Genomic DNA, 18,473 nt, shown 5'->3' on the forward strand with positions numbered 1-18,473 from the left:
AAAAAAAGCGAAATAATATTTTTTTGAATGGAGTTTTTTAAAAACAAACAATCGCTGTGGGGTAATTGCGGAGTTTTTTGTTTGGGTGCACGAAATACAGATAGGCTTGTCTAGGGATTCATGTATACAAAAAATCCCTGCCGTTAGGTGGCAAGGATGTATGGAGTGTAAAGATATGTGGAAGTACAACTAGATGAGATCCAGGGAAGCTACTTCGCCTCGAATGAGATGTTTGGTGAGGGCTTCTTCTGCCGCTTTATAGTTTTGTTCTTTGATGGCCTTTACAATGGCGCGATGTTCCTGGTCGGTGAGTTCATAATCATCCATATGGGTTTGCGTTTTGCCCAGTTTTTGGTGAAAAAGCGGAATGTTGCTGGCCCTGTATAAATGAATAAGTTTTTCATTTCCAGAGCTTTCTATTAATATTTCGTGAAATTTTACATCCGCTTCACAAGCTCCTCCAAAGTATCCGCGTTCGACCATGGAGGTGAAATCTTCACAAATACGTTCCAGCTCAGCAACATAGGAAGGGTCATTTTTGAGAATCGAAAGTTTTACAGCGCCTATTTCCAGGATTTCCCGCAATTCTCTGATTTGCCGGCTATCCTCCAGGGTAAGGCTTTTGACAAAAAAGCCACCCTTTTCTCCCTGCACGATCAATTGTTCTCCCAGTAATCTGGTGAGTGCTTCCCGGATTGCCATCCGGTTCACTTCCAGTTTCTTCGACCATTCGTCTTCTTTGAGCCTGGTGCCGGATGTAAGCTGACTGGCAAGTATTTTACTTCTCAATTCGATATAGGCCCGGTTTGATAGGGATTCTTCTTTCATGAATTTCTGTAAACAAATAGATGTTGATTCTGTAAATGTCAGCAGGTGCAAAGGTATGGATTATTTTTTTGGCACCTAAGTTAACCTAGGATACAAAAAAGCCGGTCGTGCGCCGTGGCAGACCGGTTGGAAACATGCTGATCAGTTACAGCAGATTATTTTTGGAGTAGTTCCTTTACGAAATCGTCATCAATAAGCGCAGGATACGCCTGTGTGACCCTGGTTATCTCTTCCGCCTGGCCCGGAGAAAGGTTCTCTTTTGGGTTGAGTGTCCATATTCCCTCCATTAGGCCCTGCCTGCGCAGTACTTCATGTACACCGGTAATACATCCATGAAATGCATGAGCAGGATCAAATATGGCTGCATTCATATCCGTTACCTGGATGTTTTTGACGAGCATTTCTTCGATGGGTACGGTTCCGTGCAGTACACATTCTTTTATTTCGGCCAACAGGGCAACGGCTTTTTGGGTCCATACAGCCCAGTGCCCCAATAAGCCACCTACAAATCTTTTTTCAACAACCTTGTTGTCAATAGTGAAGCGATAAGTGGTAAGCAAGTCTGCAACAATATTGTCATCGTTTCCTGTGTAAAGCGCAATGTCATCTTTACGTTCAGAGTTACACACCGCACGTACTACGTCCAGGGTTTGATACCGGTTAAATGCAGCTACCTTAATGCCCAGAACGTTGGGCGTGTTGGCAAATTTTAACCAGAAATTATAGGTGAATACACGCCCGCCGATGGCTGATTGCAGATAAAATCCGAACACTGGAATGATACCGGCAATGATTGCAATATGTTCGATCACCTCGTCCTCGGAGTATTCTCCCAAGGCGGCCATACTCACAAGTCCCATATCGTAGCCATGTTTTACAGCAAGTTCTGCTTCCTGAACTGCCTGGGAAGTAGGGCCGCAAATGCCTGCAATTTTCAGGAATGGCCGGTCTAATCCGGCAGCTTCTACTTCTTCCGAAGCCATTTTCAGGACGGGTTCAAAAAGATCAATCCCGGCATCTCTGATCTCAAACTGAGTGGTGTGAACACCAACCGCAATGCCACCTGCCCCGCTTGCCATGTAATATTTTGTGAGTCCGCGCTGCCTTTTTTCGTCAAGCTGTAATTGCGCGTTGAGTGCCAGTGGATGGGCGGGAATAACCGTTCCCTGGTGAAGAAGTCTTTTCTTTTCTTCGGATAGATTTTTCATTTGTCCGGATAATGCTATTCGTATGATTTATTGAGCTGGAAGCATCAATTGTATATGCTGCCGGGTTTAGCTTTGCTCCTTGTTTAGGCCTTCGAAAGCTGATAGCCGGCCAAAAGCGGACTGCCGACAGCCAACCCTAATACTTTCCCTTTCTTTCCTGGAAATGTGTGGGTTTGTTAATTGTTTCTCCACCGTTTTTGAGCCAGTTGGCCGTGATTTCAATCATTTGCTTTAAGGTTACCTGCGGATAACCAAAAAGCCTGAACGACTCTGCGGCATTGCTTAGCAGTGCGGTGGGCTGTTCTTCATTGATAAACTGAGGTTCCATATCGAAATGTTTACCAAACTCGTGGGCGAGCCAGCGAACAGATACGGTTTCCGGGCCGGTTATATTCAGTATTTTCGAAGGAGATGCACACTGGAGCAGCGAACGTACGGCCATCTCGTTGGCGTCGCTCTGCCAGATGACGTTGACGGCGCCCGTTTGTAAATTTACAGGATTGCCGGCGAGAACTGTTTTGGCTATTTCCAGCAGCACACCGTAACGGAAGTCGATGGCATAATTTAGCCGGTAAAGCAGAATGGGGGTGCCGTATTTTGTAGAAAAGTATTGGAAAATTCGTTCTCTACCCAGGCACGATTGTCCATATTCGCCGACGGGTTCGGCAGGGATCTCTTCAGTAGCACCGCCAGAGCCGATAGCTGTATACGGATACACGTTGCCGGTGGAGTAAACTACGATCCTCGAATTTTTGTATTTTTCAGCTACCCGGCCGGGAAGATAACTATTCATCGCCCAGGTATAGGGTTGATTGCTGCTGGTTCCAAATTTGGTTCCTGCCAGATAAAGCACGTTTGGTGCTTCAGGCAGTGCCTGCAGTTGAGCATCATCCAGTATGTCGGCAGCAATGGTTTCTATCCCGTCTTTGTTCAGTTCTGCGGCAAGGCCCTCTTCGCTGAACCGCGACACGCCAATTACCCGGTTACTTTTTCCTGCCATGTCAAGTGCCTGTCGGGTAAGCCGGGCAATGCTGGGCCCGATCTTTCCACCGGCACCCAGTATCAGAATATCGCCTTCAAGTTGGGCGATGTCTGCAATAAGGGCAGCAGAAGGTTTGACAAATTTTTCTTCAAAGCTGTTTATATCAAGCATTGGTCATAGGTTTGAAATTATTGTAAAGAAGGAATGTGAGCGGGTTCCTGTGGTCACTTAAACAAAGGGTTGTTGAAAAACAGCGTTTCTACGTTGTTAGCAGCCAGTGCAAAAAGGAGTATGAGCCCCATTGCTCCAAATATTTTTATCGCAGGGCTGTTTTTGTGTTCCCCCATAATCTGGGCATCATTAGCCACGATGTACATGGCAGTTCCGATAAACGGTACAATGAAAATGGTAACACTTTGCGCGAAAATGATCAGTTCCAGTGGTAGCTTACCAAAGCGTATCGCAATGAATGCCCCGAAGATCATAACCGTGGCGATCAGGTAACGGACTTTTACGGAGCTAAACTTGCTTCCAAAGCCGAGCGCGTCGCCCAGTAAAGTACCTCCTACCGATGCATTTCCGATTAATGAAGAAAACGCAGCACCGAAAAGCCCGATGAGGAAAAAGGTGGATGCGTTTCGTCCGAAAATGGGTTCCAGGGCCTTAGCCATATCAGAAGCCGAATTGACTTTAATGCCTTTCGGATTGAGAACAGCTGCTGCACATATAATGACCACGGCACTCATTACGCCAAGCAGCACAATTCCTGCCACACTGCCACTTTTCTTGTCATCGCTGGGAGAGGAAGCGCGTTGTGCTCTTCTTTCCTGCACCAGATACGATTGGTAAAGCGCCCCCACAATCGAAAAGCAGGAGGCGGTAAATGCGATAATCAACCCAAGGGAATTAGCGGGGTAGGATGGGACAAAGCCGGTGGCTATACCTCCCAGATCAGGCTTGGCGTAAAAAAGTGTTGCTACAAAGGAGAGCAACATCAGGCTGATCAGCGCAATCATGGTTTTCTCCAGAACCGTGTAGAATTTCCTGAGAAACAATAACCCAACACCCAAAGTGGTGAACAAAATAATCCAGGGAACTGGCGAGGTATGGTAGAGCTCGCCTACGGCAATGCCGACACCAATGGAATTGCCCGCCTGAAATGACGTGCTAACCAGAAATACGCCAATGCCGATGAGAATGGAAGGGAACTTTCCCCATTTCTCTCTTACGGTTTGCAAAAAGGATTTGTCAGTAGCAATACCAATGCGCGTTGCCATGGTTGTAAAAACGGCCATAAAAAAAATGGCAACCACAACGATCCACAGCATGGAATATCCATAATCAGCACCTAGCCTTGAGGTAATCGTCATTTTGCTCGGCCCGAAAACCAGTGCCGCGGTGATAAGCCCGGGGCCCAGTGTTCTCGACCAGCTAATTATGTTTTTCAGGATATTTCCCACAGAAAGATTCGGGTAAACGGATTGGAGATAAGTATGCTTATTTTTTCTTAACCTTCGCCATTACACTTTCCAGTGTTACGTTTTTGCCACCCTGTCTTTTGCTTTCATCCGCAGCTTCCATAAAGGCAAAGATCTCGATCGTTTCTTCAGGCGTGACGGGAACCTGTCCTGTTTTGAAATACTTGATGATATCTACCAGTAAAGGCTCATAACCTGCATAGGGCCCGAGTGTTTTGTTGCCATCCTGTGTAAATACGGTGCCGCCGTATCCACCTTTGCCACTGCGCGTTCCCCGGAAAGTACCGGTACGGCCATCTGCCCAGACGCCCACGACGATGTCTGTGGTGGGTGTACTTACCCGGGTTACGCTTTTGCATCCTGTGCCCATGACGGTATACAGCGTTTCCACGCCGTGAACCCCGTACCAAAACAAGTCGGGGTGGGTTTTTTCCAAGGAGGCAGGACTGAACGTGTCGGCACCAAGAACTTTGGATTTGTCCATACCTTCGAGTCCTTTAATATAACGCAGGCTCGACGCGGAGAAAATGGGGATATTGTATTTTTTTGCAGCATCGTAGATGGCGACTGCATCCGACAAGGAAGCGGCGACAGGTTTGTCAATAAACACTCGTTTACCGGCTTTCAATACTTCCAAAGCCTGTTCCAAATGCAAGCGGCCATCATTGGTTTCCAAAAGAACGACATCGACCTTAGAAAGCAATTCCTTAATGGAGCCCACGATTTCAACTCCTTGTTTTTTTACTTCTTCCGTGTATGAAGGAATTCGCTTTGTGCTGGATTCAATATCCCGGCTGCCGTACGGGTAAGCGGCAACCACCTTATACCCGTCATAAACCGGATCCGGTGTTGCGGCGTTCAGAGCCTTCACAAACGCAGTGCTGTGGGAAGTGTCAAGCCCGATTATACCAACTCTTTTTCCATCCGCCACACCAGCGAAAGAAAGCGTGTCCAAAATGCTGATTCCAACGCCCGTGGCAACGGCGGTGCGAATAAATTTTCTTCTGTTCAGATTACTCATATGTCTGGAAAAGTGTTTAGGAATAGCAATGATTTTAAGAATTCGGGTACGTACCCGTAAAATTAGCATTATATTTTTAATTCTATTGTTTTAGAGAAAATGTTTTGAAATATTTTGCGGATGACATAGTTGCCCATGATTTATATCGAATTTTACATGTATTCCATCCAATGAGAATTTGTACTGCTAACAGGCATTCTCTCTTTATTGCTTTTCAATTCAAATAAAACGCCTCATTTTCCTTGGTAATGATATCTATAGGCATAAAGTGAATCTTCTCAACCGGGGTGCCGAGGACCAATGTCTGATACAATGACATGACCCCGCGGTATCCCTGCTCTTCTGGCTTATGACAGATCAAAAAGTCAATTACGCCATTTTTAAGGTATTCAATATTTTGTTTCAGAAAGTCGTAACCCACCAACGGCATGTTGGTACGCTGGCTGTTTTGCAAAAAAGAAGCTACGGAAAAAACACGGGAGTTGGTAACGAAGACTGCCTCTATATCTTTATTCAAGTGAAATACATAGGTAAGGTGCCTGGCCACCGACTGATAATCTGTATCACGTATATCTACCCGAATGATCTCGTTGGTCTGATTATGGTCATGGAAATAGCTCCTGAACCCGTCCTCAATTTGCAAATAGTTATAATTGTCGATCTCGGTGGAGATGTTGACCACCAGCACCTTTTTGTTTTCCCGAAGACGGTAGGTAAGCAACTTAGCACCTACATATCCACTTTGAAACAAATGGGGGCCAATATAGGACAAGCTGGGCGCTTTGGGGATGTTGCTGTCAATGAATACGTAGGGAATCTTTTTTTGCCTGCAAATCTCGGTAAACGCCGTGGCTTCATCGATGAAAGACGGTGCCAGAAGCACCCCATGGAACTCAGCATGGATAATGGATTGGGCCTGGCTCTGAAACGATTTCTTATCATTCAGTTGAAAATAGAAAGTTTTCAGGTGAACGCCATACTTTTTTATTTCCGATTCGGCGCGTGAAATTCCTTTTACCGGCGCCTCCCAGAAGTTGGTTTCTTCGGAGACCGCCGGGATCAGAACAGCAAGTGAAATGATCTTCCTGGAGGCCAGGCGACTGGCCAGGATATTGGGCTGATAATCCAGCTCCTTAATGATCTCATTGATCTTTTTCTTCGTTTTTTCCGATACTCCAGTCCTGTTGTGAATGACCCGGTCAACAGTTGCAATGGATACGTTAGCTCGTCGAGCAATCTCTTTTACGCCAAAATAGGCCGTGGTGTCTTTTTCCATGAAGGGTTAAAGATAAAGGCAATCCGTGAATGCCGAAAGTAAACACGTTTATTGAACTAAAAAAAAGTATTGAGCCACCGGAATACTTACAAGCCTGAAAACTGTGAAATATAATCCTTTTCGGAGCAGAAATGGTGGAAGTGAAGGTTTTAGGCCAGTGACTGTTAATTGTCATATGAAAATCTGCCTCCTGGTTTTTCAGGTCATATTTTTCGTTCAGGGAAACGTTCTTGCCGTTTTGTATACAAATCTTCGCCACCAGTTTGGTAGCCGACCCTTTCAATGGTGCTCATGAAGTGGAACGGAGGATTACGCTAATCCGGGCAATAGCGGGATCAACATCATTCTGCTCCGTTATGCAGAAATTTTGTTATCCTACGCCGAAGCAAAAATCGAACTGAACCAAATTGATGCGAGTGTGTTTTTGGCAATTAATCTCGTCAGAAATGGTAGAAGTGATGTAAAACAACCTTCTGTAACAACCGGGACACAGGTAGAACTTAGAGAACTGGTCAGAAGGGAAAGAACGGTGGAACTGGCTTTTGAAGGACAGCACTTATTTGATATTCGTCGGTGGAAGACTGCCGAGAAGGTCATGCCAGGCCCTGTTTACGGAATCACGTATACCAATGCGCAGGGGCAGCTTGTGACGGTGGAGTCGGTAGCGGTCAATAAAGTATTTGATCCTGCAAGACATTATCTCTGGCCCATACCGCAAAAGGAGATGAACCTGAGCCCGATGTTGAAACAAAATCCGAATTGGTGAGCAGCTAAGGGCTTTTAGCTATTAGCTTTTAGCCTTTTATAACTCTAAAATCAGTAGCCTTTTATATGTTTAAAATCAAAAAATACAACGCGCTATTTCTCGCCTGCATACTATTTGGGGCAACAATTTGTCTTACGGCATCGATCAGCAAGCCGGAAGCGAAAACACCGAATATCGTCCTGTTTTTTATTGACGATCTCGGTTATGGAGACCTTTCGGTGACGGGTGCTTTGGGCTATAAAACCCCCAATCTGGATAAGATGGCTGCCGAAGGAACGCGCTTTACGAATTTTATGGCAGCACAGGCCGTTTGCAGTGCGTCCCGTGCAGGGTTGCTCACCGGTTGTTATCCCAACAGGGTTGGTGTATCTGGTGCATTTGGGCCTAATAGCCACTTAGGGCTCAGTCCGAAGGAGGAAACGATAGCCGAATTGGTGAAAGCACAAGGTTATGCCACAGGTATTTTTGGCAAATGGCATCTGGGCAGTGACCAGGAGTTTCTACCTCTGCAGCAGGGGTTTGATGAATATTATGGCGTGCCGTATTCGCATGATATGTGGCCACTACATCCCTGGCAGGAACGTGCAAAATATCCACCCCTACACTGGATTGACGGAAATAAGGAGACGAAGGAGATCAAAAACCTCGATGATGCCAGCGAGCTCACGCCGGTCATTACCGAAAAAGCAATTGGGTTTATCAAGAAAAATAAAAACAAGCCATTTTTCCTGTACGTGCCACATCCACTGCCTCACGTACCCCTGGCTGCATCTGCGAGGTTTAAAGGCAAAAGTCAGCGCGGGCTTTTTGGAGATGTGCTGATGGAACTGGACTGGTCGGTGGGAGAGATCATGAAAGAACTGAAAGCGCAGGGTTTGGATAATAACACCCTTGTGATTTTTACCAGCGACAATGGCCCGTGGCTGAACTACGGAGACCATGCCGGATCTGCGGGCGGGTTCAGGGAAGGAAAAGGCACCTCGTATGAAGGAGGTCAAAGAGAGCCTACCATCATGCGATGGCCGGGCGTGGTGCCGGCAGGAAGGGTTTCCAATAAGCTTCTTTCGACGATCGACGTGCTGCCTACCATTGCCAAACTGACAGGCGCCAAGCTGCCCAAAGAAAAGATTGACGGCATTGAATTCACGGATCTTCTGAAAGGAGATGACAGCAAAACGCCCCGGGAAGAATTTCTGTATTATTATCGCAGAAACAGTCTGGAAGCGGTGAGAAAGGATAATTGGAAACTCGTGTTTGCGCATCCGGGAAGAACATATGAAGGGTCACTGCCTGGTAAAAATGGCCAGCCTGGACCAGCTCCCGAAGATCACAGTATACCCAGGGCTCTGTATAATCTTGCCCGGGATCCCGGTGAACGCTACGATGTGCAGGAGCAAAATCCGGAGATCGTTGCCGAACTGGAGAAAATCGCCGATGCTGCCAGGGAGGATCTGGGCGATGATCTGCAAAAGAGGGATGGGAAAAACCGGAGACTTATTGGGAAGGCGGGGGAGAGGAATTGAGAAAGGAGAATTGAGAATTAGAGTGGGCAGAAAAATATTTAATTGCGCTTGTGTCAATTAAATACTTTTCTGCCATTCGTTACGAATACTATTAAGTTGATCATCAATCTGATTATTAGTCATTGGCGATTTTATGGTACCCCGTAAAGAAGATAAATTCGTTTTTTTGCGAATGACCCGGATCAACTTGAGTTCTTCCATATCTTGCAAAAGCTTTAATGCTTTTTGATTGGTAAGTTCAATTTCTAGTGTTTCCATTTTAATGATATTTATGAGAATGGAATTTACATAAAAATAAAGACTTATGATGGTGTTGAAGGAAAATTCATTTGTGGAGAAATATTTCAGCGTACCCAGTATATTACCGAGAAATAGCACAAATAAAGCCTAAAGGGCTTGAATTTGCATAACTCCGGGTGAAACCCGGAAGAAAAAAAATCCAGTCCCACACAACCCCGGAAGGGTTGAACCATGCAAACCACCATGCACATAATCCGATCCTCCAAGTTCGTTTTGACCGCGATGTTTCTGTTGTCAGGATGCTATTCGGTTTTCGCACAAAACAAAGCGAAACCTAAACCCAACATCATTTACATCTATGCAGATGACCTGGGTTATGGAGAGCTGGGCTCTTACGGGCAGAGGAAGATCAAAACGCCGCATCTGGATAAGCTGGCAAAAGAGGGGATACGTTTTACCAAACATTATACCAGCACGCCCGTTTGTGCACCTGCGCGCTGTATGTTGTTGACTGGCCGGCATGGCGGTCATTCCTTTATCAGGGGCAATTATGAGATGGGCGGCTTCCCGGATGACAAAGAGGGAGGCCAAATGCCCTTGCCGGAGGGGACTGTAACGATTGCCAAAGTCTTGAAAAATGCGGGCTACGTTACAGGTGCTTTTGGTAAATGGGGCCTCGGAATGGCCAATACGACCGGCGACCCCAACAAGCAGGGTTTTGATTATTTTTACGGTTATCTGGATCAGAAACAGGCCCATAATTATTACCCGACACACTTATGGGACAACGGCAAGCGGGATATGCTCAATAATCCCGTTATAGACGTGCACCGCAGGTTGGCTGCCGGTGCTCCCGACAGTGCTTTCGATTACTTTAAAGGCAAGGATTATGCAATTGACAAAATAGCAGACCGTGCGCAGAGATTTATCCAGGAACACCAGAAAGATCCGTTTTTTCTCTATCTGCCGATGACGATTCCGCATGTGTCGCTACAGGTTCCGGACGAAGCCATCAAGGAATACATCGGGCAGTTTGAGGAAAAGCCTTACTATGGAGAGCGGAATTACGCTTCGGCAAAATATCCTTTATCTACCTACGCCGCAATGATCACTTATCTGGATCAGCAGGTTGGGAAAATTCAGGAGCAGATCCAAAAACTTGGCTTGGATGAAAATACCATCATCCTGTTTTCCAGTGATAATGGAGCAACCTTCAATGGAGGAACCGATGCGAAATTTTTTAATAGTGTAGCTGGTTTGCGCGGACTCAAAATGGATATTTACGAAGGAGGAATACGAGAACCCTTTATCGTCAGATGGCCAGGGAAAATCAAAGCAGGAACCACCACAGATTACGTTTCGGTGCAGTATGATATATTCGCCACCTTAGCAGAAATTGCCGGTGTGAAGGCGCCACCATCCGACGGCGTTTCGCTCATGCCGGTGCTGACAGGCACAGGGAAGCCCACGCCAAGGGAATATCTCTACTTTGAGTTTTCCGAAAAAAGTGGCCAGATTGCCATTCGGTTCGAAAAGTTTAAAGCGGTAAAAAGCAACGTCAAAAACAACAAAAATGCTCCGTGGGAACTCTACGATATGCAGCATGACGAAAAGGAATCCGCCGATATAGCTTCCAAACATCCGGAAATTATTCCCAAACTGGACGAAATAGTGAAGAAAGAACACCAGCAGGCTACGCTGAAGGAGTGGGAGTTTATTGATCCGAAGTTTTGAGGCGAAAAAAAGAGATTCCTTATGAACAATCCCGCAACGCCCGTAATATGTTTAAAAAGCTGATTCCGATAGCAGGTGTCATCCTGGCATCCTATGCCATTTCTCTACTGTTTGCTAACCACAAACCTGCTCCAAAACCCAATGTGCTTTTCATTTGGGTGGATGACCTGCGTCCGGATCTCAAAGCTTACGGAAACGCTGTTGTTCAGGCTCCAAACCTGGATAAGCTGGCGGGTCAGGGAACGGTTTTTACAAATCAGTTTGTAACCCAGCCCACCTGTGGCGCCTCCCGGTTTAGTTTGCTGACGGGTCGCAGACCGCGCAATATGGTGGAACTCAATAATGCTGCCATCGAAAAAGAGATAGCCACGCAGCCCAGAACGGATGTGCCCGAAACATTTATAGACAACCTCAGGCGCAATGGCTATTATACGGTGGGTATAGGTAAAATAAGTCATTCGGCTGATGGCTATGTGTATGGTTACGATGAGCCCAGAAGTGATAAACTGGAACTGCCTTACAGTTGGGATGAAATGCTTTTTAACCCGGGCAAATGGGTTACGGGATGGAATGCATTTTTTGGTTATGCAGATGGATCCAATCGCCAGGGCAAAAAGAGTGAGGTAAAACCCTATGAAGGTGCGGATGTGGAAGACGACAGCTATCCCGACGGCCTGACAGCCAATCTGGCCGTAGCAAAGCTCAAAGAGTTGTCCAGGAAAAAGCAACCATTTTTCTTAGGCGTAGGTTTCTTCAAACCGCATTTACCATTTACAGCACCCAAAAAATACTGGGATTTATACGATGAGTCGAAAATAACCCTTACGCCCTCATCAGATGTTCCTGAAAATGTAAACGCCGCCAGCCTGCACCCGAGTAAGGAATTTAACCAGTACAACCTGGGAGAGGAAAAGGCTTCTCTGGAAAAACCGGTATCAGATGCCTATGCACGGAAACTAAGGCATGCCTACTACGCAGCCATCAGCTACACGGATGCACAGATTGGGAAAGTGATCACGGAATTGAAGGAGTCGGGATTGTATGAAAACACCATCATTGTGGTCTGGGGTGATCACGGCTGGCATCTGGGCGACCATCGGGTCTGGGGCAAGCACACCATTTTTGACCAGTCACTGAGAAGTGTGCTTATCGTGAAAACACCCGAAGCCAAATCCGGAAACGTGCGCAAACAGATCGTCAGCTCGGTGGATATTTATCCGACGCTTATGGAGCTTTGCGGTGTAAAAGTGCCCACAAAGCTGGATGGGAAGAGTTTTGTCAGTCTTTTAGGTCGTAATAATAGTAATAATTGGGAAAATGTCGCTTACAGCTATTACAACAAAGGAATTACCGTTCGGAATGACCGTTACCGGCTGACCAAATATTTTCGGCAGGATGCACCAAACATTGAGCTCTATGATCATGAGACCGACCCGCATGAAAATCATAACATTGCTGGCAGTCATCCGGAAATCGTTGCCAAACTGAGTGAAACGCTGGAAAAGGGGAATACAGGTTTATACAAATAGTTAGGAGCGATTGTCTGCGGTAACATTTGTAAGTTTTGAACGTTTTACCTTGACAGCACCTTAAAAAGGAATGAAATTGATATTGAAAACCAACGTAATGAAAATTTGTTCAGTACTTACTCTGATTCTGTCAGGAATTTTTACGAATCAGTCATTTGCCCAGAATACTAATGCGCAACGACCGAACATCGTTTTTATACTTGCCGATGACCTGGGCTATGGTGACGTAGGTTTCAATGGGCAAAAACTGATCCGTACACCGAACATTGACCGGCTTGCCAAAGAAGGTATGAAATTCAATCAGTTTTATGCAGGCACCAGCGTATGCGCACCTTCAAGATCCTCCCTGCTGAGTGGCCAGCATACGGGTCATACGTATATCCGTGGAAATAAGAGCGTGGATCCGGAAGGCCAGCAGCCCATCGCCGACTCGGTGGTAACCATTGCCGAAATATTGAAGAAGGCCGGATACACCACCGGTGCATTTGGAAAGTGGGGCCTGGGGCCGGTTGGCTCAGAGGGTGATCCCGTGAAGCAGGGTTTCGACCGGTTTTATGGTTACAATTGTCAAAGCCTCGCCCATCGGTATTACCCCAATCATTTGTGGGATAACAGTAAAAAAGTAGTTCTGGAAGCGAATCAGAACCTGATGTACAACAAACAGTACGCGCCCGATCTGATCCAGAAACAGGCACTGGAATTTATAAATGCAAAAAATGACAAACAACCTTTCTTTTTATTCTTACCATACATTCTTCCGCACGCCGAACTGATCGTGCCGGATGACAGCGTGTTTCAATATTATAAAGGAAAATTCCCCGAAAAAGCGCACAAAGGCCTGGACTACGGCCCGGATGCCACAAAAGGCGGCTATGCATCTCAGGAATATCCCCACGCTGCCTTCGCCGCCATGGTAGCAAGGCTCGATATGTATGTAGGGCAGGTGCTGGACAAGCTGAAAGAGAAAGGTTTGGACAAGAATACGCTGGTGATCTTTACAAGCGACAACGGTCCGCATGTTGAAGGCGGTGCTGATCCCAGGTTTTTCAACAGTGGAGGTGGATTGCGTGGTGTGAAGAGGGACCTTTATGAAGGGGGAATACGTGAGCCCTTCGCCGCCCGATGGCCGGGGGTGATAAAGCCGAGAACTTCCAACGATTACATTGGGGCGTTCTGGGATATGCTGCCTACGTTCGCTGAACTTGCCGGTGCAAAAGCTCCCGGTAACATTGATGGCATTTCATTCGTGAATTCGCTGACCGGTAAAGGAGTGCAGAAAAAGCACGATTACTTGTATTGGGAATTTCACGAGCAAGGCGGAAAACAAGCTGTGAGACAGGGGAATATGAAGGCCGTGCGTTTGAAAGCGGCGGGTAATCCGGATGGTCTGGTTGAGTTGTACGATTTGTCAAAGGATCCGGGAGAAAAAAATAATATCGCTCCGCAAATGTCCGAAAAGGCCAAAGAAATGGGCCAGATCATGAACAAGGCACATGTATCCTCAGCGCTGTTTCCGTTTGGTAGTCTGGTGACGAATTAGTGGAGATGGTTAAACCTTCATGGTATTCCAATTGACAATTCGGAACAAACCGTGCATCGTCAGCTTTTGGTAGAAATAGCGAATCGCAGCTTTATAAGTCCAAAAAACTAATATGCCAATCAAAAAAGGCGCACTCTGGTTTTAAATAGGTTGGAGGATAAGATAAAACATATTTGGTGATCATAAAAACTGACTGCACGTTGCTTCCAACAATCCTTAACTTAACGGAGAGGTTTTTCCTAATCCTGATCATTTGCCTGATATCAGGTCTTGGTTCATTCGCACAAAACAAAAAGCGCCCCAACGTAATTGTTTTCTTCGTTGACGACATGGGCTGGCAGGATACCTCCGTTCCTTTCTGGAACAAAACGACTGACTTCAACAGGCGTTATCACACACCCAATATGGAACGCCTGGCAAGAGAAGGTATGAAGTTTACCAATGCCTACGCCATGCCGGTGTGTACACCTTCGCGGGTGAGCATGATAACGGGCGTCAATGCGGCACATCACCGGGTTACCCACTGGACCTCTCCGGACCAAAATAAAAACACCGATTTTGCCGATACAACAATGAGGTCCGTGGACTGGAATATAAATGGTTTTAGTCCTGACCCGGGTATAGCGCATACGTTTCATGGTACGCCGTTACCCGCGATACTGGCTCAAAATGGCTATTACACTGTACATAGTGGAAAAGCGCATTTTGGTTCCGCCGGCACGCCCGGCTCCGATCCCAGAAATATTGGCTTTCAGGTCAACATTGCCGGCAGTGAGATCGGTCACCCGGCGAGTTATCTGGGCAAAAGGAATTTCGGCAATGCGGTTAACGGGAAAAATAACCGGAATGCAGTGCCTGGCCTGGATAAATACCATGGAACCGACGTTTTTTTGAGTGATGCCATCACCACGGAAGCTTTAAAATCATTGGAAAAACCTGTGGCAGATAAACAGCCTTTTTTCTTGTATCTGGCCCATTACGCCGTGCATGTTCCGCTGGACGCAGATCCACGGTTTGTTGGTAAATATCTGAGGGCCGGTCTGGATAGCACGGAGGCAAAATATGCGGCATTAGTTGAAGGAATGGATAAAAGTCTGGGAGATGTACTTCAATTTCTGGACGACCGGAAACTGGCCGAAAACACGGTGATCTTGTTCATGTCGGACAATGGAGGATTGAGCCTTGCGCCACAACGGGGTGGCAAAGCCTGGACGCACAATCTGCCCCTGAAAGCGGGAAAGGGATCTGTTTACGAAGGAGGCATACGAGAGCCGATGCTGGTTCGATGGCCTGGTGTCGTAAAGCCAAATACTACGGCGGATCAATATGTGATCATCGAAGATTTTTTTCCGACGATACTTGACTTGGCAGGTATCAAAAATCCGAAACTTATCCAGAAAATAGATGGACAAAGCTTTCTGCCTTTGCTTAAAAATCCAGCATTAAAGGACGATAACCGGGAACTGGTTTTTCACCATCCCAATCGCTGGATCCCTGCCGAAGGGCCAGCCATTCATTTTTCCAGTGCCTTCCGGAAAGGTAACTGGAAGCTGATCTACGATCTCCGAAAAGGCAAACTTGAGTTATACGATCTCATCACCGACATCGGGGAGATGAACGATCTTGCTCGGATTAATCCGCATAAAACCAAAGTGTTAGCTGCCTTGCTTACGAAACAACTAAAAGCATGGGACGCCCAACGGCCTACCTTCAAAGCCACTGGCAAGCCTGTGCCCTGGCCTGATGAAGTTGCAATTCCCAAGAGTAAATAATAGGTTTCGATTGCCAAGGAAGATTATGAATTAATGGGACGAACCGGCTCACCCGAAATTTCCTGCATTTGAGTTACAGGTGCTTATCGTTTTTAGCCTCTGACCTAAACATTCATTGAAACGGGGGCCCTGGCTTGTACCTTCTCCTATTCTTCCGGCTGCATCCTTAAAATTATTGATTTTTCAGGTACTTTCTTATTCCCAATTTTGAGCTGCTATCACATCAAAATGTGCATGTTTTCAAATTGAGTTTCAGAGATTGCCTACAATCATTAAATTTTAAAAATGAGAAACTTTCGATTCCCTCTGATTTTTGTTCTAATCCTGGTCGCTGTATTTGCGTGTAAGAAAAATGAAGAAGCCGAACCAGATCCTTATGCCTTTCTGCACGGTACCTGGAAGTACGCCAATGGAGCTGAATGTGTTTTCGATGCTGCATTGAAAACCGCAAAAGGTACCAAAACGCCTGCAAACGATGCTTTTGGCTTTGTTATCGGGGAAGACTATTGGCGTAATGTAGTTTCTGCCGGTACTGACATGTGGGATTACGATCAGATTGTTCGTTTCTCAGATAAAAAAACCGTTGAATACAGGAAAAGTAAATTGTCGAAAAAGGATGAAAACACGCTTTCAATAACCACTCCGGGCTTGACCGACAGCGAATTGAAGCGGGTGATTCCCTAATACGCCATCTCCTTGTTGAAATATCAATTAAATAAATTGTTGGAGCCTGAGCAGGAGGATTGTCTGAAAGATGTCTTGGGAGTGAGAAGTGAGAAGTGAGAAGTGAGATGTGAGATGTGAGATGTAATAATGCGGGCGACCCAACTATAAGTAGATTGCACGGATTACCTGTTTTTCATAGCCGACAGCCGATCAGAGTTTTACCGCTCCTTCCATGCCTACTTTGAGCGGTTGTTTGGTGCTTCCTTCATTGTTCAGTCCATTGGGCTGCAGTATTACATTCCTGCATTTGAAGTATAGAAAGCCGTTTGCTTTGGTTACGGAGATGGTTCCTGTACCTTCGGACCAGTTTTTGATTTTATTATTCGAAACGTCCCCAAAAGACAGAAATACTTTCTTTTGACCGGGATTTGCCTCTTTACCCACCTGGTAAGTTCCCGGGGCGGGTTCTTCGGAGCCAAAATTCATGTGAAAGACCTGAAGCTTTCCGGATTCGACCAGGATAAATTCACCACTATTGGTGTTGAGGCCACCTTTAAAAGCATATTTGATATCTCCGGCTTGAGCACGGACTTCTCCAAAATTCCACCAGCCGTTCGGCCCTGCATAGACTGCACTTTTAGGATTGGTGTAACGGTCATCCCGGGCGTTGGGCACGTTGGACCAAGTGTCCACTTCCTGTGAATAGGAAACGGAGGATATCAGGATGAATGACAATAGAAAGGTGAACATCTTCATGAGTCGTGGATATAGATTTGGGCTGATACGTGGGAAGGTCAGAAATATCTTTAAAAATCCCCACAATTACGTATTTCAGGCATTTTTTTTTCTAACGACTTTAAAATAGCAGCGGTCATTCTGAGTGTTTTATCTGAGACAAATAGCTCAAAGACTCGCCTACGCCTGCCCGATACAGGTACTCGGGCGTGTGGCGGGGAATTTCCGCAGAGTAAGTTGTTAGCCGTTCTCTTCTCGGGCATAATTATTTTATAGGCGGGCATGTAACTTTTTTGACAAACTAACGTCTGACAGTCATGGATATATATCAATTCGCAACCGCATATTGGGAAGAAGCTTCGCATAGCTATAATTCCTCGGATCCAAGGGAAACACCGCCTTTTGATCCCCGCCCGGAAGTACCGGTGCCAAGTAACCCTGACGAGACGCCACCCTATGAAAAGGAGCCGGAAATGCCACCCAGGGAGCCGCAACCCGAGCTGCCGCCTGTAGAGCCCGTACTGCCGGAAGTGGAGCCGCTACCACAGCCCGGCGGAGATCCCGACATTCCTGCCTATTTCTGATATTATTTTACCACTTTATATCACTTCCCAATTTGCCTATATTCTGCTCTTTCAGTTTCATAAGTTTATCCATGTGCAGGTAGTTTTCATGGTCGAAACATACAAACACAACTTTTTCGATACCAACCTGATCGGAAAGAAAGTTGCTTACAGTTACCATGGCGATTCTGGCTGCCAGGTCTTTCGGGAGTCCGTAAACACCCGTACTAATGTTCGGAAATGCAACCGTTCTGCATTTATGTTGAATAGCCAGTTTAAGTGAATTTTTGTAGCAGCTGGTTAGGTGTTCCGCTTCATTATTTTTGCCGCCATCCCACACAGGACCCACGGTATGAATCACAAATGTGGCCGGTAAATTTCCGCCATGTGTAATTACTGCCTCACCTGTTTTGCAGCCTCCCTGTTTTGCCACGATCATTCGACATTCTTCAAGAATAGAAGGGCCGCCTGCCCGGTGAATGGCCCCGTCCACGCCAGATCCGCCCATTAGTGACGCATTGGCCGCATTCACGATGGCATCCACCGAGAGCATTGTGATGTCGCCCTGAATGAGTTGTATACTGCTTGTTTTCATGATACAGGTGTGTTGGT

The 18,473-nt window shown here is 46.3% G+C and carries 17 protein-coding genes; 8 read left to right on the plus strand and 9 right to left on the minus strand.

Translation table 11 applies throughout. The features are described from left to right. Positions 1 to 189: 189 nt before the first annotated feature. From DYADSP32_RS23285 to DYADSP32_RS23310, 6 genes are all read right to left on the minus strand, one after another. Entirely contained in the window at positions 190 to 828 is a 639-nt protein-coding gene (locus DYADSP32_RS23285; RefSeq protein ID WP_149240517.1) for a GntR family transcriptional regulator, read from the minus strand. 155 nt (positions 829 to 983) lie between these two features. After that, the gene (locus DYADSP32_RS23290; protein ID WP_149240516.1) at positions 984 to 2,036 is read right to left on the minus strand and encodes a dihydrodipicolinate synthase family protein; all 1,053 of its coding nucleotides are present in this window, start codon (positions 2,034 to 2,036) and stop codon (positions 984 to 986) included. 136 nt (positions 2,037 to 2,172) lie between these two features. Beyond that, on the minus strand, positions 2,173 to 3,189 hold the full coding sequence (locus DYADSP32_RS23295) for an NAD-dependent epimerase/dehydratase family protein (RefSeq protein ID WP_149240515.1): 1,017 nt from the start codon (positions 3,187 to 3,189) through the stop codon (positions 2,173 to 2,175). A gap of 53 nt (positions 3,190 to 3,242) precedes the next feature. Continuing rightward, positions 3,243 to 4,478, minus strand: coding sequence for an Nramp family divalent metal transporter (locus DYADSP32_RS23300; RefSeq protein WP_414617993.1), 1,236 nt, complete (start codon positions 4,476 to 4,478; stop codon positions 3,243 to 3,245). Positions 4,479 to 4,515: 37 nt separating this feature from the next. Then, positions 4,516 to 5,517: a Gfo/Idh/MocA family oxidoreductase gene (locus DYADSP32_RS23305; RefSeq protein ID WP_149240514.1), complete on the minus strand. Its 1,002-nt coding sequence runs from the start codon at positions 5,515 to 5,517 to the stop codon at positions 4,516 to 4,518. 214 nt (positions 5,518 to 5,731) lie between these two features. Beyond that, on the minus strand, positions 5,732 to 6,793 hold the full coding sequence (locus DYADSP32_RS23310; RefSeq protein WP_149240513.1) for a LacI family DNA-binding transcriptional regulator: 1,062 nt from the start codon (positions 6,791 to 6,793) through the stop codon (positions 5,732 to 5,734). A gap of 364 nt (positions 6,794 to 7,157) precedes the next feature. On the opposite strand from DYADSP32_RS23310, the gene DYADSP32_RS23315 reads away from it, so the two are divergent. Together DYADSP32_RS23315 and DYADSP32_RS23320 are read left to right on the plus strand one after the other, a co-directional pair. Continuing rightward, the gene (locus DYADSP32_RS23315; protein WP_414618181.1) at positions 7,158 to 7,559 is read left to right on the plus strand and encodes a RagB/SusD family nutrient uptake outer membrane protein; all 402 of its coding nucleotides are present in this window, start codon (positions 7,158 to 7,160) and stop codon (positions 7,557 to 7,559) included. Positions 7,560 to 7,624: 65 nt separating this feature from the next. Continuing rightward, positions 7,625 to 9,082: a sulfatase gene (locus DYADSP32_RS23320; RefSeq protein WP_149240511.1), complete on the plus strand. Its 1,458-nt coding sequence runs from the start codon at positions 7,625 to 7,627 to the stop codon at positions 9,080 to 9,082. A gap of 57 nt (positions 9,083 to 9,139) precedes the next feature. Here DYADSP32_RS23320 and DYADSP32_RS23325 read toward each other — a convergent pair whose 3' ends face one another. Further along, on the minus strand, positions 9,140 to 9,340 hold the full coding sequence (locus DYADSP32_RS23325; protein WP_149240510.1) for a hypothetical protein: 201 nt from the start codon (positions 9,338 to 9,340) through the stop codon (positions 9,140 to 9,142). 225 nt (positions 9,341 to 9,565) lie between these two features. On the opposite strand from DYADSP32_RS23325, the gene DYADSP32_RS23330 reads away from it, so the two are divergent. The 5 genes from DYADSP32_RS23330 (at position 9,566) to DYADSP32_RS23350 (ending at position 16,581) form a co-directional block, all read left to right on the plus strand. Next, complete coding sequence (locus DYADSP32_RS23330) at positions 9,566 to 11,056, plus strand: arylsulfatase (protein ID WP_414617994.1); 1,491 nt, start codon at positions 9,566 to 9,568, stop codon at positions 11,054 to 11,056. Positions 11,057 to 11,103: 47 nt separating this feature from the next. Continuing rightward, on the plus strand, positions 11,104 to 12,585 hold the full coding sequence (locus DYADSP32_RS23335) for a sulfatase (protein ID WP_149244701.1): 1,482 nt from the start codon (positions 11,104 to 11,106) through the stop codon (positions 12,583 to 12,585). Between the two features lie 97 nt (positions 12,586 to 12,682). Next, positions 12,683 to 14,125 carry an arylsulfatase gene (locus DYADSP32_RS23340; protein ID WP_149240509.1) on the plus strand — a complete coding sequence of 481 codons (1,443 nt, stop codon included), beginning with the start codon at positions 12,683 to 12,685 and terminating at the stop codon, positions 14,123 to 14,125. 200 nt (positions 14,126 to 14,325) lie between these two features. Continuing rightward, a complete protein-coding gene (locus DYADSP32_RS23345) occupies positions 14,326 to 15,897 on the plus strand; it encodes a sulfatase (RefSeq protein ID WP_414617995.1) in 1,572 nt (523 codons plus the stop codon). A gap of 285 nt (positions 15,898 to 16,182) precedes the next feature. Next, complete coding sequence (locus tag DYADSP32_RS23350) at positions 16,183 to 16,581, plus strand: hypothetical protein (protein WP_149240507.1); 399 nt, start codon at positions 16,183 to 16,185, stop codon at positions 16,579 to 16,581. A gap of 192 nt (positions 16,582 to 16,773) precedes the next feature. Here the strand turns inward: DYADSP32_RS23350 and DYADSP32_RS23355 are convergent, their stop codons facing one another. Further along, positions 16,774 to 17,319, minus strand: a complete 546-nt coding sequence (locus tag DYADSP32_RS23355) for a hypothetical protein (protein ID WP_149240506.1) — start codon at positions 17,317 to 17,319, stop codon at positions 16,774 to 16,776. Positions 17,320 to 17,615: 296 nt separating this feature from the next. Here DYADSP32_RS23355 and DYADSP32_RS23360 point away from each other — a divergent pair, with 296 nt between their 5' ends. Beyond that, positions 17,616 to 17,882: a filamentous hemagglutinin gene (locus tag DYADSP32_RS23360; protein ID WP_149240505.1), complete on the plus strand. Its 267-nt coding sequence runs from the start codon at positions 17,616 to 17,618 to the stop codon at positions 17,880 to 17,882. Between the two features lie 7 nt (positions 17,883 to 17,889). On the opposite strand, the gene DYADSP32_RS23365 is transcribed toward DYADSP32_RS23360, so the two are convergent. After that, positions 17,890 to 18,456, minus strand: a complete 567-nt coding sequence (locus tag DYADSP32_RS23365) for an O-acetyl-ADP-ribose deacetylase (protein ID WP_149240504.1) — start codon at positions 18,454 to 18,456, stop codon at positions 17,890 to 17,892. Positions 18,457 to 18,473 lie beyond the last annotated feature (17 nt).

Source organism: Dyadobacter sp. 32, from assembly GCF_902506755.1.
Classification (GTDB): domain Bacteria; phylum Bacteroidota; class Bacteroidia; order Cytophagales; family Spirosomataceae; genus Dyadobacter.